At 60.7% G+C, this 13,422-nt stretch carries 12 protein-coding genes; 8 read left to right on the forward strand and 4 right to left on the reverse strand.

Annotated elements, in window-relative coordinates; genetic code table 11:
* Positions 1–36 precede the first annotated feature (36 nt).
* The 7 genes from rpsF (at position 37) to H3028_RS15825 (ending at position 7,207) form a co-directional block, all read left to right on the forward strand.
* Entirely contained in the window at positions 37–459 is a 423-nt protein-coding gene (rpsF, locus tag H3028_RS15795) for a 30S ribosomal protein S6 (protein ID WP_168425127.1), read from the forward strand.
* A gap of 28 nt (positions 460–487) precedes the next feature.
* Positions 488–718 (forward strand): 30S ribosomal protein S18, encoded by a 231-nt coding sequence (gene rpsR / locus H3028_RS15800; protein ID WP_181298204.1) that lies wholly within the window; start codon positions 488–490, stop codon positions 716–718.
* A 34-nt stretch (positions 719–752) separates the two neighbouring features.
* Entirely contained in the window at positions 753–1,646 is an 894-nt protein-coding gene (locus H3028_RS15805; RefSeq protein ID WP_181298205.1) for a hypothetical protein, read from the forward strand.
* A 20-nt stretch (positions 1,647–1,666) separates the two neighbouring features.
* Positions 1,667–2,113 carry a 50S ribosomal protein L9 gene (gene rplI / locus H3028_RS15810; protein ID WP_131649793.1) on the forward strand — a complete coding sequence of 149 codons (447 nt, stop codon included), beginning with the start codon at positions 1,667–1,669 and terminating at the stop codon, positions 2,111–2,113.
* A 109-nt stretch (positions 2,114–2,222) separates the two neighbouring features.
* A complete protein-coding gene (gene dnaB / locus H3028_RS15815) occupies positions 2,223–3,617 on the forward strand; it encodes a replicative DNA helicase (protein ID WP_168425130.1) in 1,395 nt (464 codons plus the stop codon).
* Between the two features lie 111 nt (positions 3,618–3,728).
* A complete protein-coding gene (gene alr, locus H3028_RS15820; protein WP_181298206.1) occupies positions 3,729–4,808 on the forward strand; it encodes an alanine racemase in 1,080 nt (359 codons plus the stop codon).
* Between the two features lie 110 nt (positions 4,809–4,918).
* Positions 4,919–7,207: a YgiQ family radical SAM protein gene (locus tag H3028_RS15825; protein WP_181298207.1), complete on the forward strand. Its 2,289-nt coding sequence runs from the start codon at positions 4,919–4,921 to the stop codon at positions 7,205–7,207.
* A gap of 52 nt (positions 7,208–7,259) precedes the next feature.
* Here H3028_RS15825 and H3028_RS21620 read toward each other — a convergent pair whose 3' ends face one another.
* From H3028_RS21620 to H3028_RS15835, 3 genes are read right to left on the reverse strand one after another with little or no spacing between them, the layout of a single operon-like run.
* The gene (locus tag H3028_RS21620; RefSeq protein WP_375154420.1) at positions 7,260–8,105 is read right to left on the reverse strand and encodes a methyl-accepting chemotaxis protein; all 846 of its coding nucleotides are present in this window, start codon (positions 8,103–8,105) and stop codon (positions 7,260–7,262) included.
* Positions 8,105–9,046, reverse strand: a complete 942-nt coding sequence (locus H3028_RS21625) for a hypothetical protein (protein WP_375154421.1) — start codon at positions 9,044–9,046, stop codon at positions 8,105–8,107. Before H3028_RS21625 ends, H3028_RS21620 begins: the two co-directional genes overlap by 1 nt.
* Positions 9,047–9,094: 48 nt before the next feature.
* A complete protein-coding gene (locus tag H3028_RS15835) occupies positions 9,095–10,708 on the reverse strand; it encodes a PleD family two-component system response regulator (protein ID WP_181298208.1) in 1,614 nt (537 codons plus the stop codon).
* 221 nt (positions 10,709–10,929) lie between these two features.
* Here H3028_RS15835 and H3028_RS15840 point away from each other — a divergent pair, with 221 nt between their 5' ends.
* Positions 10,930–11,985: a DUF2333 family protein gene (locus H3028_RS15840; RefSeq protein ID WP_181298209.1), complete on the forward strand. Its 1,056-nt coding sequence runs from the start codon at positions 10,930–10,932 to the stop codon at positions 11,983–11,985.
* Between the two features lie 36 nt (positions 11,986–12,021).
* On the opposite strand, the gene H3028_RS15845 is transcribed toward H3028_RS15840, so the two are convergent.
* On the reverse strand, positions 12,022–13,362 hold the full coding sequence (locus H3028_RS15845; RefSeq protein WP_181298210.1) for a sigma-54 dependent transcriptional regulator: 1,341 nt from the start codon (positions 13,360–13,362) through the stop codon (positions 12,022–12,024).
* Between the last annotated feature and the right edge of the window lie 60 nt (positions 13,363–13,422).

Here is a 13,422-nt window from a genome sequence, read left to right on the forward strand (position 1 = left end):
TGTTGTGCGGCAGGCTGCAACCCGTAAGGAGCAACAATGCGTCATTACGAAATCATCTTTCTGGTCCACCCCGACCAGAGCGAGCAGGTTGGCGGCATGGTGGAGCGTTACACCAAGCTGATCGAAGAGGACGGTGGCAAGATTCATCGTCTGGAAGACTGGGGCCGCCGTCAGCTGGCTTACGCCATCAACAACGTGCACAAGGCTCACTACGTGATGCTGAACGTCGAGTGCAGCGGCAAGGCACTGGCTGAGCTGGAAGACAACTTCCGCTACAACGACGCCGTCATCCGTAACCTGGTCATTCGTCGCGATGAAGCCGAGACTGAACAGTCCGAGATGCTGAAGGCCGAGGAAAACCGTAGCGAGCGCCGTGAGCGTCGTGATCGCCCTGAATCTGACAATGTCAATGAAAACGACAATGACAGCGACAGCCGCGACAACAACGCTGACGAGTAATCCACGGACCTATTGAGGAGCCTATTTCATGGCACGTTTTTTCCGTCGTCGTAAGTTCTGCCGTTTCACTGCAGAAAACGTGAAAGAGATCGATTACAAGGATCTCAACACGCTGAAGGCCTACATTTCCGAAACCGGCAAGATCGTTCCTAGCCGTATCACCGGAACCAAAGCACGCTATCAGCGCCAGCTGGCCACCGCTATCAAGCGGGCCCGCTTCCTGGCTCTGCTGCCCTACACTGACAGCCACAGCCGTTGATCGAACTGTTCGACAGACGTAAAGGATAGATCGCATGCGCGCCCTGGCTGACTTCATCATGCGCGGCCGTATGCAGGCAATTGTTGTGGTGGCCGGCTCTGCGGCGCTGCCGATGTTGTTCTGGCTGTGTGCCGCGGCAGGAAGCCTGGTGTTGCTGCGTCGCGGGCTGAACGACGCACTGGGTGTGTTGGTGTGGGCTGTATTGCCCGCATTGGCCTGGTGGTACTTCGGCGATCCGCGGACTCTGCTGGTATTGCTCGGATCGTTCGGATTGGCGCTGTTGTTGCGCAGTCAGAACTCCTGGCGCCGTGTGATGCTGTGCAGTGTGGCGCTCGGGTTGTTGTATGCCTGGGCGCTTGGAGTGGTTTTTGGCGAGCCGATTGCGGCGCTCGCCACCGAATTGCAGAAAGTGTTACCCGACATGCTGTCGGATGCCTATCAGCAGCTTTCGGTGGAAGAGCAGGCGCGGTTGGGAGCACTGCTGACACCGGTTCTGACCGGCTTGTTGGCGGCGCTGCTGCAAATCACCACCCTGCTCAGTCTGATGCTCGGACGATATTGGCAGGCGTTGCTGTACAACCCAGGTGGCTTCGGTCTTGAGTTTCGGGCGCTGCGTTTCACGCCCGTGCCGGCAATGGTGCTCCTCGCGGGCATGTTGCTCGGGCCGAGCCTCGGTGTGCAGGTAGCGATGCTGGCTCCGCTGTGCAGTGTTCCGCTGGTGTTCGCCGGTATTGCGCTGGTGCACGGACTGGTGGCGCAGAGCCGGATGTCGCGGTTCTGGCTGGTGGGGCTTTACGTCACGCTGGTGCTGTTCATGCAGTTGATTTATCCGTTACTGGCCGTATTGGCCATTGTCGACAGCTTGTTTGATTTTCGCGGTCGGGCATCTCGTGATGACGATGCGGGACCTGCGAACGGTGAAGGTTAAGTTAAAGAGGTAAGACTCAAATGGAAGTCATCCTGCTGGAAAAAGTCGCAAACCTGGGCAACCTGGGCGACAAGGTAAACGTCAAGTCTGGTTACGGCCGCAACTACCTGCTGCCGCAGCGCAAGGCTACTGCTGCAACCCCGGCCAACATCGCCGAGTTCGAAGCTCGCCGTGCTGACCTGGAGAAAGCTGCTGCCGAGCGTAAGGCTTCTGCCGAAACTCGCGCTGCTCAGCTGGCTGAGCTGGAAGTCACCATTACCGCGACCGCGGGCGATGAGGGCAAACTGTTCGGTTCCATCGGTACGCACGACATCGCCGACGCCCTGACCGCCTCCGGCGTTGAAGTGGCCAAGAGCGAAATCCGTCTGCCGAACGGCACCATCCGTCAGGTTGGTGAGTACGACGTAGCTGTGCATCTGCACACCGACGTCGAAGCGACCGTGAAGCTGATCGTGGTTGCTGGCTGAGACCAGCCTGCGTCTGGCACCCCTGGTGCCTGACGCGTAACATCGGGCACGCCTCCACGCGAGTGGAGCGTGCCCTTTGTCTTTCTGAACGTTAAAGAATTTGAGTACCATGAACGACATCAGCGTCCCCCAACAGTACGATCTGGAAACCGCCGCACTCAAGGTGCCGCCGCATTCCATCGAAGCCGAACAGGCTGTGCTTGGCGGGCTGATGCTGGACAACAACGCCTGGGAGCGGGTGCTTGATCAGGTCTCTGATGGCGATTTCTACCGCCATGACCATCGGCTCATCTTCCGCGCCATTTTCACCCTGGCCGAGCGCAACTCGCCATTTGATGTGGTGACCCTGTCTGAACAGCTGGACAAGGAAGGCCACCTGCCACAGGTCGGCGGGCTTGCCTATCTCGGTGAGTTGGCAAAGAACACTCCATCCGTCGCGAACATCAAGGCTTATGCGCAGATCATCCGCGAGCGCGCGACGCTGCGCCAGCTGATCGGTATCAGCAATGAGATTGCAGACAGCGCCTATGCACCACAGGGTCGCACTGGCGAGGAGATTCTCGATGAAGCCGAACGGCTTATCTTCCAGATCGCCGAAGCCCGTCCCAAGACGGGTGGGCCGATGGGAATCAACGACATCCTGGTCAAGGCAATCGACAGGATCGATTCGCTGTTCAACGCCGGCGAGGCGATCACCGGGATCTCGACCGGCTTTACCGATCTGGATGAGGCGACCAGTGGCCTGCAGGCGGCGGACCTGATCATCGTGGCCGGTCGTCCATCGATGGGTAAGACCACCTTTGCGATGAACCTGGTGGAAAACGCCGTGCTGCGCTCTGACAAGGCGATTCTGGTGTTCTCGCTGGAAATGCCTGCTGACTCCATTGTGATTCGTATGCTGGCTTCCCTTGGACGCATCGACCAGACCAAGGTGCGGACCGGTAAGCTCAGCGATGATGACTGGCCCCGGTTGACCTCGGCGGTCAACCTGCTCAATGATCGCAAGCTCTTTATCGACGATACCGCCGGCATATCACCATCTGAAATGCGCGCCCGGACACGGCGTCTGGCGCGCGAGCACGGTGAAATCGGAATGATCATGGTCGACTACTTGCAGCTGATGCAGATTCCCGGCTCAAGCGGCGATAACCGCACCAACGAGATTTCCGAAATCTCCCGTTCGTTGAAAGGCCTGGCCAAGGAATTCAACTGTCCGGTGATTGCCCTGTCGCAGTTGAACCGCTCCCTGGAGCAGCGGCCCAACAAGCGCCCGGTCAACTCTGACCTCCGCGAATCCGGGGCCATCGAGCAGGATGCCGACATCATCATGTTCGTCTACCGGGACGAGGTTTATCACCCGGAAACCGAATACAAGGGCGTCGCCGAGATTATTATCGGCAAGCAGCGGAACGGTCCGATCGGCACCACGCGACTGGCATTCCTTGGCAAGTATTCGCGTTTCGAGAATCTGGCGCCCGGCAGTTACCAGTTCGACGACGAATAATCGTCGATCCGAGAGATGGCGGCGCGAGCTGATGTGTTGCCAAGCGCTTGCGGCCCTGGCGGAAGACGCCGGACAATGGGCGTCGTCTGTTCTCACTCCAAAGGACTTCTCATGCGCCCCCTGGTTGCCACGGTCGATCTGGCCGCGCTTCGTCACAATTACCAGCTTGCCAAACAGTGCGCGCCTGGCCGCAAGGCCTTCGCGGTGGTCAAGGCCAACGCTTACGGGCACGGTGCTCCGGCCGCCGTGGCGTGCCTGGCTCACGTTGCCGACGGTTTTGCGGTCGCGTCTCTGGAAGAAGCCGAGCAGGTCAGAGCGGTAGATCGCGACGCGCGGCTGTTGTTGCTTGAAGGTTGCTTCGAGCCCGAGGAGTACATCAGGGCGGCAGAGCTGAGGCTGGATGTTGCGGTGCAGGGCGAGGCGCAGGCGATTGCATTGCTGGACGCCTCAATCACCCAGCCGCTAAATGTATGGCTGAAGCTCGACTCCGGCATGCATCGCCTGGGATTCGCCGCCGAGGCGCTGCGCCGGTGGCACTCGCGGCTGAAGGGCGCGCCACAGGTCGCCGAAATCAACCTGATGAGCCATTTCGCCTGTGCAGACGAGCGCGGTCATCCGCTCAATGAAGCGCAGCTCGAACGCTTCAGCGGCCTGCTGGATCTGGGCTTCGATCACCGCTCGTTCGCCAACTCGGCTGCGGTGTTGGCGCTGCCGGCCGCGCATATGGACTGGCTGCGCCCCGGCATCATGCTTTACGGCGCTTCACCTTTCGCTGAGCTGAGTGTAGAAACGCTCGGATTAAAACCAGTAATGACCCTGACCGCCGCGATCATCGCGGTTCGCGATGTGATGGCAGGCGAATGCGTCGGTTACGGTGCCGGCTGGGTGGCGCAGCGCCCGTCACGTATCGCCACGGTCAGTTGTGGCTACGCTGATGGATATCCCCGTACGGCGCCGCCTGGCACCAGCGTGATCATTCGAGGCCAGCGGATGCCGCTGGTCGGGCGGGTCTCGATGGATATGCTCGCGGCCGATATCACCGATCTGCCAGAGGCGGCACTCGGCGATGAGGTCGAGCTATGGGGCGCGCAGGCGTCGATCGACGAGCTCGCCCGAGCCTGCGGCACCATCGGCTATGAATTGCTGACCAAAGTTACGCAGCGAGTGCCGCGGCGCTATATCAACGGCTGAGTGGTGTTTCGCTTGCGGCGTTTGGGTAAAGGCCGACCGACACAGTCGGCCTTCCTGATCAATTTTTGTGCTATATTCCGCGCCCGTTTTCGTTGCCCCGGTTTCTAGCCATGCACGCCGCCAAACCCCTGTTCGACTATCCAAAGTACTGGGCCGAATGTTTCGGTCCGGCACCGTTCCTGCCGATGAGCAGGGAGGAGATGGATCAGCTCGGCTGGGATTCGTGCGACATCATCATCGTCACCGGCGATGCCTATGTGGACCACCCGTCGTTCGGCATGGCGATCATTGGCCGCCTGCTGGAAGCCCAGGGTTTCCGCGTCGGCATCATCAGTCAGCCGAACTGGCAGAGCAAAGACGATTTCATGAAGCTCGGCGAGCCAAATCTGTTTTTCGGAATTGCTGCCGGCAACATGGATTCGATGATCAACCGCTACACGGCCGATCGGAAGATTCGCTCCGATGATGCCTACACGGCCGGCGGCCTGGCTGGCAAGCGTCCTGACCGCGCCAGCCTGGTCTACAGCCAGCGTTGTAAGGAGGCCTACAAGCACGTGCCGGTGGTGCTCGGCGGCATTGAAGCGTCGCTGCGTCGTATCGCCCATTACGATTACTGGTCGGACAAGGTGCGTCGCTCGATCCTGATGGATGCGACTGCGGACATTCTGCTTTACGGCAACGCCGAGCGCGCTATCGTCGAGGTGGCACAGCGTCTGGCGCGGGGCGAGGCAGTCGATCAGATCACTGATGTGCGTGGCACCGCCTTCATCCGCAAGGATGCGCCGCAGGATTGGTTCGAGATCGACTCGAGCCGGATCGATCGGCCCGGTAAGGTCGACAAGATCATCAACCCTTACGTCAACACCCAGGATCTGCAAGCCTGCGCCATCGAGCAGGAGAAGGGGCCCGTCGAAGACCCGAACGAACCCAAGGTTGTTCAGCTGTTGCCGAATCCGAAGATCGAGCGTGACAGGACGGTGATCCGTCTGCCGTCATTCGAGAAAGTGCGCAACGATTCGGCGCTGTATGCCCACGCCAACCGCGTCTTGCATCTGGAAACCAATCCGGGCAACGCTCGTGCATTGGTGCAGCGCCACGGCGATCACGACATCTGGTTGAACCCGCCGCCGATCCCGCTGACCACCGAAGAGATGGATTATGTGTTCGCTTCGCCTTACGCGCGCGTTCCGCATCCGTCCTATGGCGGTGAGAAGATTCCCGCTTACGAGATGATCCGCTTCTCGGTCAACATCATGCGCGGCTGCTTTGGTGGCTGCACCTTCTGTTCGATCACCGAGCACGAAGGCCGGATCATCCAGAACCGCTCCCACGAGTCGATCCTGCATGAGATCGAGGAGATGAAGAAGCTGCCGGGCTTTACCGGCGTGGTATCCGACCTCGGCGGGCCGACCGCCAACATGTACCGGATCGCCTGCAAAAGCCCGGAAATCGAGGCGCACTGCCGCAAGCCGTCGTGCGTCTATCCGGGCATTTGCGAGAACCTCAACACCGACCACAGTTCGCTGATCGAGCTGTACCGCAAGGCGCGTGCGCTACCGGGCGTGAAGAAAATCCTGATCGCATCCGGTCTGCGTTATGACCTGGCTGTCGAGTCGCCTGAGTACGTAAAAGAGCTCGTCACTCATCATGTTGGTGGTTACCTGAAGATCGCTCCGGAGCACACCGAGCGCGGTCCGCTGGACAAGATGATGAAGCCCGGGATTGGCAGCTATGACAAGTTCAAGCGGATGTTCGACAAGTATTCGAAGGAGGCGGGTAAGGAGCAATACCTCATCCCTTACTTCATCGCCGCGCATCCCGGTACCACCGACGAAGACATGATGAACCTTGCGCTATGGCTGAAGGCCAACGGCTTCCGCGCCGACCAGGTGCAGGCCTTCTACCCTTCACCGATGGCGAGCGCCACGGCGATGTACCACAGCGGCAAGAACCCGCTGCGCAAGGTGACGTACAAGAGCGAGGGTGTCGCCATCGTCAAGAGCGAAGAGCAGCGTCGGTTGCACAAGGCGTTCCTGCGCTATCACGATCCCAAGGGTTGGCCGATGCTACGCGAGGCCTTGCAGCGCATGGGGCGGGCCGACCTGATCGGTAGCGGTAAGCATCAGCTGATTCCGGCTCATCAACCGGCCATCGATGGCTATCAGAGTGCGCGGCGCAAGAACTCCACCCCGGTCGGTAGCAAGAAGGCGGGGCAGGGAGGCAAGATTCTTACCCAGCACAACGGCTTGCCCCCGCGTAGCCACGACGGCAATGCCTGGGACAAGCGCGAGCAGGCCAAGGCGGACGCCGAGGCCCGGCGCAAGGCTGCTGCAGGTGGCGCTGGTAAGCCGTCCGGCAAGAATCGCAAGCCGTCGCAGCGCCCCGTCGCGCCGCGCTGATCGAGCCTCCGGCGCGAGCGTCGCTGGCGCCGATTCAGGACCGTTTAGCTAGCTAGCATTTGAACGCAAGCGTCGCCTGGTTCAGCTCGTTCGCCAGGCGCAGCATCTGCTCACTTTGCTCGCGGCCGCGGCTGATGTGTGCCAGGTTGCTGTCGCCCAGCTGATGGATGCGTTCACTATGCCCACGGATCTCGCTCACGGTGTCGCTCTGTTGGGCGGTAGCTGATGCGATCTGTTCCGCCATATGTTCGATAGTGCCGATGGTGGCGACGATCTGCTTCAGCGCCAGGTCGGCTGTTTCGGCGAGTTCGGCGGTGGCCTCGGCATGACTCACCTGAGTTCGCATGGCCTCGACTGACTGATGAGCGGCCTTTTGCAGATTGCCGATCAGCTGTTGAATCTCCTCGGTGGCTCCGCTGGTGCGTTGTGCCAGCGTACGCACTTCGTCGGCCACCACAGCAAAACCACGACCCTGCTCACCGGCTCTGGCGGCCTCGATGGCCGCATTCAGTGCCAGCAAATTGGTCTGCTCGGCGATCGAGCGGATGACAATTAACACCTTGCCAATAACGCTGGTTTCGTCGGCCAGGCGCTCGATGGCCTGAGCGTTGTGTTGGACTTCATTGACCAGTCCCTGCAGGCCGGTGAGGCTCTGGCCGATGACTTGTTGCCCGTGGCCGACGGCCTGGCCTGCTGCGCGACTGGCTTCTGCGGTCTGGCTGGCACCGCTTGCCACGTCCTGAATGGTCGCTTCCAGCTCGCCGAGCGAGTCGCGAATCTGAGCCGTGTCACCGGTTTGGCGGCTGGCCCCTTGGTGCAAGTCGCTGCTCATTTGCGCCAGGCTGCGACTGCTGTGATCGACCTCTTGTGCATGCTGGCGCAGCGTGCCGACCAGCATCAGCAAGTAGCTGCGCAGATGGTGCCCTGGATGAGGCGCACCTCCACCTGAATGCGCCCATGCTCGGCCCGGATTACCGGCTCCAGCTCCGCGAGCGCTCGCTGCAACGCCGCGATCTTCTGCTCGCTGCTGGCCATCAGTTCGCTGCGCTGGCGGATCAGCTCACGGGTTCGCTGAAGTTCCGCGGGGTAGCGCTTGATCAGGCTGAGCAGCTCACGCTTGGGCGCGACGCCCTGGTCTTCGCTGACCTGCTCTTGCTGCTGATCGCCGAGGTCCAGTAATGCAGCGAAAGCACTGGCGCCCGTACGTTGTTCGCTGGTGATGTCAAGCAAGGGCAGTGAGTCCAGCCGGGCGGCTTCCTTGCTCAGCGCCTGCAGGGCTTGCTCAACGTCAGCCGCCAGTTCGTCTTGTCCGCTGCTGACCAGTTTGCCGCGCGCGTGGCTAAGGCGTAGCAGTTGACGGCCGGCCTCGAACAGAGGCGTCTGGTACCTGCTCGCCGCCACCTGGGTGGTTTGCGCCGCATACTGGTGCAGCCGTGATAGCGTACCGGCCATCTCCCGCTCGGCCTGTAGCAACAGGCCTTGAGGATCCCCTGCGAGCTTGCCGGCTGCTAGAAGCTCGGTGGCGGTGAAATGATTGAGCTGCTCCAGGCTTGGTCGTAGCCGATCGGCAAATTGGCTAGGCAAAGCTGTTAGATCTGTCGCGAGACCATCCAGTGCCTGCATGGCCGCGCTGTGGCGTAGCGCATTACCGCCAGCCAGGTAGTCGCGGACGTTTCCCGCGACCTGATGCTCGAACCGCTGAGAAAGGCCAAGGTAGCGATCCATCAATTGATAGGGACGCTGCAGCTCGCGCTCCGACCACCAGAGAGTGAGGCCCAGCGCGAGGCAGATCGCAATAAGCAGGAAAGTGTTGAGTGTGGTGAGCGACTTCAGGCGCATCCTGGCCTCCAAGCGATGGGGAGGTCAGCAATGTATGGCTATTTGATGTCACTCACATGACAGCGTGAAACGCTCCACTCGGTTGCGGCCGCCTTTTTTGGCGCGGTAAAGGGCTTCGTCCGCCTGTTGCGTCAGTGATTTGATATCGGCGTCAGTCGTAAGCTCGGCAATGCCGCAACTGAACGTGCAAGCCAGATCGGCCGGTTGTGCCGGATAGCGGATCTCGGCAAAGCGCTGGCGGATCTCATCAAGTACTTTCATGGCGTCTTGCGCGTTGGTGTCCGGCAGCACTACGGCGAACTCTTCGCCCCCATAGCGGCCGATATGATCGGTCTTGCGCAGGCGTTGTTTGAGAAACAGGGCAAGGCTCTTGATGACCCGATCGCCCATTGGGTGTCCGTAGGTGTCGTTGACCTTCTTGAAATGATCGATGTCGATCATGGCGAAGCACAGGGATTGGCCGTCGCGGCGGGCCCGCGACGCCGCATCCTCAAGCAGCTGCAGGCTGTGCGTATGGTTGTACAGCCCGGTGAGGCTGTCACGAACGATCCTGGCCTTGAGATGGCGAGCCCGCTCGGCCCGCGTCCGCACCGTGGCGATCAGGTGACTGGGCTTGATCGGCTTGGTCAGGAAGTCATCACCTCCTTCATTCATCGCATCGAGCTGTTTGTCGAGATCGTCTTCGGCTGACAGATAGATAATCGGCACGCTCACGTAGCGTTCGTGCTGGCGAATCACCTTGGCCAGTTCGGTGCCCATGCACTCGGGCATGTACATGTCGAGGATGATCAGGTCCGGCTGGAACTCGGCGAGATAGGCGATCGCCTGAATCGGCTCGTTGAGCGTCTGGGTAATGATGCCCGCGTTGTTCAGGACCCGCTCGGTGTGCGTCGCCTGCGCGCGCGAGTCATCGATGATGAGCACGCGAAAGGGCTCGTAGTGGGCGGTACGGGTAAATATTTCGATTTTCTCGAGAAGGCTCGATGCATCGATGGTGCCGGTGAAAAATTCAAGGCCGCCAGCCCGCACGGCGGCCAGGCGCATGGGCGTATCGGTTTCCTGGTGGCTGAAGAAGATCAATGGCAGCTTCTCCTCCAGCCCCAGCTGCACGCGCTCGGCGAGCTTCAGGCCTTCGCCGGGACCATGAAAATCGACATCCATGACCAGCGCCGCAGGATGGCGCTCATGCATGGCTGCACGAAACTCGCTGTCGCTGGCGAATGCCCTGGCGGTCATGCTGAAGAACTCAAGCTGGCGGACCACGTGGTTGGCGCGCTCATGATCTTCCAAGGCGATATAGACGGGCTTGCTTAATGGCGGGACGTACCCGGATTGCCCGCGCGGATCGCCATGGCGCAGGCCGGTACGGGCGAGGCGATAGATCAGTTGGCTGAGGGTCGTGATGGTGTCGCTCGACAACCGGCCACGGTTGTCTTTGATATCACCCAGGCAATCTTCGATGCCGAGCGCGAGTTGGCGGTGCTCGGCCTGTTCGAAGCGCTCGGCAAATCGCCGCAAGCGCTGGTTGGCATCGGCAAGCGCGGTCCGATAGCTGTCGTTCCACTCGCTACGCTGCAGCTGTTGCCAGACTTCAAGCACCTCACGTGCCTGGTGAATGACCCGTTGCGCGAAATGCTGTTTTAGTTCTTCCTGGTCCGACATGTCCGGTTCCCTGGCCTGCTGCGACGATGCTTTCAGAGGCCTCTGTAGTGGCGCCATGCTACCACTGATCTTGTCGTTGCAAAGCCATTGCGAAGGCGGTCTGGTTCTCATTATGAGGCTTGCTGCGGACCGGCTGCGTTATAGTGGTTCACATGCCGCAACGCTCTCAGTGACCGGCGGTCGAATCATCGAATTCTGAAAAACGAGAAGGACAGACGCCCATGTTGGATTGGAAGAACCGCTTCGGCCGCCTCGGCTCATCAGGAAACACAGCCAGAGCGGAAGCGGGGAGTCGCAATCCGCTGTTGCTCGCGCTGGCCGCAGTAATTGGGCTCTACTTGCTGGTCGCGCTGCTGGTGGGCTGGTATTGGAGTTCCGAGCCTGATCGTTTCCCGGTGCAGCAGCAGGTCCGCAAGGCGGCTGAGGCTTCGCAGCAGCAGATCGTCAATGGCTACACCACGGTCGAGACCCTCAAGCAGGTCGCCAGCACCCTACTGGAGAAGCCGGGCGGTTACCTGACCAATGACGTCGCGCCCCCCGGCCTGTGGCTGGATAACATGCCCAGCTGGGAATATGGGGTGCTGGTTCAAGTGCGCGATCTCAGCCGTGCGTTGCGCAAGGATTTTGCCCGTTCGCAATCCCAGTCGACCGAAGATGCCGATCTGTCCAAGGCCGAGCCGTTGTTCAATTTCGACAATCGCAGTTGGGCGCTGCCTGCCAGCGAATCGGAGTACCGAAACGCTATCCGCTTTCTGGATCGCTATCTGGCGCGCCTGAGCGACCCTGCACCCAAGGCGCAGTTCTATTCGCGGGCCGATAATCTCAATAACTGGCTAGGAGATGTGGGTACCCGGCTAGGCTCCCTGTCGCAGCGGCTATCCGCCAGCGTCGGACGGGTAAGGCTGGACGCCCAGGTTGCGCCGGACCTGGCGAGCGATGGCGTACAACAGGTGGTCGAGGAAGAACGCGTCGAGACGTCCTGGCTGCACATCGATAACGTGTTCTACGAGGCGCGGGGCCAAGCCTGGGCCTTGTCCCATCTGCTGCGTGCCATTGAGGTGGATTTTGCTGATGTTCTCGCCAAAAAGAACGCCGCAATCAGCGTCAGGCAGATCATCCGCGAGCTTGAGGCCGCACAGCAACCGCTGTGGAGCCCGATGGTGCTGAACGGCAGCGGCTATGGCGTGCTGGCTAACCATTCGCTGGTGATGGCAAATTACATCTCGCGTGCTAATGCCGCGATCATTGATCTGCGCAATCTGCTGTCGCAGGGGTAAAGCGGCCTGCGGCCCTCTGGGGTCGCAGTTTGCGGTTCAATCCAACCCGAGCTTTTTCAGGCGATAACGCATGGAGCGGAACGACAAGCCCAGTCTCTGCGCGGCGGCCGTACGATTCCAGCGGGTTTCCTCAAGCGCTTGCATGATCAGCTTGCGTTCGACGTCCTCAAGGTGGTCTTCGAGATTATCGATCTGAGCCAGGTTTGCTTCGCCATTCTCCGCCATGCTCGGCGCATCGGACAGCCTCATATCGCTGGGCTTGATTTCCTCACCTTCACAGAGGGTGTAGGCGCGCTCCAGCATGTTCTCCAGTTCACGGACGTTGCCCGGGAACCGATAGCTCTGCAGCTTGGCCAGCGCGTCTGGGTGCAGCCGCGCGGGCGTATCGCCGCATTCTTGCGAAAGCCGACGGAGCATGGCCTCAGCTAGCTGGGCGATGTCTTCACGGCGCTCGCGCAGAGGCGGCACGCGCAGCTCGATGACGTTCAGCCGATAGTAAAGATCCTGGCGGAAACGGCCCCCGGCGACCTCGCTGGCCAGATCTTTATGGGTGGCGCAGAGAATCCGCACATCGACCACGACCTCCTTGGCGCCGCCGACCGAGCGCACGGCCTTTTCCTGGATCGCTCGCAGCAGCTTCACCTGCATGGGCAACGGCAGGTCCGCCACTTCGTCGAGAAACAAGGTGCCGCCATCGGCGGCCTGGAACAGGCCCGGCTTGTCTTCCATGGCGCCGGTAAAACTGCCTTTCTTGTGGCCGAAGAACTCGCTTTCCATCAGCTCCGATGGGATTGCTCCACAGTTGACCGGCACGAAGGGGCGCTCGTGACGTGGGCCCTGCTCATGGATCAGCCGCGCCACCAGCTCCTTGCCGCTGCCGGATTCGCCGCTGATATAGACCGGCGCCTGACTGCGTGCCAGTTTGCCGATCTGCTTGCGCAGCACATTCATCGGTGGCGAAGTGCCGAGCAGACGGCCATCGACCTTCAGCTCATTGGGATTCGGGGTGCGCAGCCGCAATGCAGTGTTGACCAGCTCGCGTAGCCGGCCGAGATCCACCGGTTTGGTGAGAAAGTCGAAAGCACCCGCCTTGAGCGCGCCGATGGCTGTGTCGAGACTGCCGTAGGCGGTGATCATCGCCACCGGCAGTTGCGGATACTGCTGCTGGATGAACTGCACCAGCTCCAAGCCACAACCGTCGGGCAGGCGCATGTCTGTCAGACAAAGGTCGTAGTGCTCGCGGGCCAGGCACTCGCGGGCTTCCTTGAGATTGCGGGCGCTGCGGGTGTCGAGCTTCATGCGTCCAAGGGTGATCTCCAGGAGCTCCCGGATATCGGGTTCGTCATCGATGATCAGCGCTTTCTGGCGGGCGGTCATGGTCTCGGTCTTTCAGTTGGCGTGGGTGGTGCGGAGGCCCGCAATGTTAACGCTACCGTA

The sequence above is a fragment of the Pseudomonas sp. Q2-TVG4-2 genome (assembly GCF_013620795.1).
Lineage (GTDB): Bacteria > Pseudomonadota > Gammaproteobacteria > Pseudomonadales > Pseudomonadaceae > Stutzerimonas.

What these genes read in the sequence shown, in the direction of transcription:
- rpsF (WP_168425127.1), top strand. Translation starts at nt 37, where the DNA reads ATGCGTCATTACGAAATCATCTTTCTGGTCCACCCCGACCAGAGCGAG.
- rpsR (WP_181298204.1), top strand. Translation starts at nt 488, where the DNA reads ATGGCACGTTTTTTCCGTCGTCGTAAGTTCTGCCGTTTCACTGCAGAA.
- H3028_RS15805 (WP_181298205.1), top strand. Translation starts at nt 753, where the DNA reads ATGCGCGCCCTGGCTGACTTCATCATGCGCGGCCGTATGCAGGCAATT.
- rplI (WP_131649793.1), top strand. Translation starts at nt 1,667, where the DNA reads ATGGAAGTCATCCTGCTGGAAAAAGTCGCAAACCTGGGCAACCTGGGC.
- dnaB (WP_168425130.1), top strand. Translation starts at nt 2,223, where the DNA reads ATGAACGACATCAGCGTCCCCCAACAGTACGATCTGGAAACCGCCGCA.
- alr (WP_181298206.1), top strand. Translation starts at nt 3,729, where the DNA reads ATGCGCCCCCTGGTTGCCACGGTCGATCTGGCCGCGCTTCGTCACAAT.
- H3028_RS15825 (WP_181298207.1), top strand. Translation starts at nt 4,919, where the DNA reads ATGCACGCCGCCAAACCCCTGTTCGACTATCCAAAGTACTGGGCCGAA.
- H3028_RS21620 (WP_375154420.1), bottom strand. Translation starts at nt 8,105, where the DNA reads ATGCTGGTCGGCACGCTGCGCCAGCATGCACAAGAGGTCGATCACAGC.
- H3028_RS21625 (WP_375154421.1), bottom strand. Translation starts at nt 9,046, where the DNA reads ATGCGCCTGAAGTCGCTCACCACACTCAACACTTTCCTGCTTATTGCG.
- H3028_RS15835 (WP_181298208.1), bottom strand. Translation starts at nt 10,708, where the DNA reads ATGTCGGACCAGGAAGAACTAAAACAGCATTTCGCGCAACGGGTCATT.
- H3028_RS15840 (WP_181298209.1), top strand. Translation starts at nt 10,930, where the DNA reads ATGTTGGATTGGAAGAACCGCTTCGGCCGCCTCGGCTCATCAGGAAAC.
- H3028_RS15845 (WP_181298210.1), bottom strand. Translation starts at nt 13,362, where the DNA reads ATGACCGCCCGCCAGAAAGCGCTGATCATCGATGACGAACCCGATATC.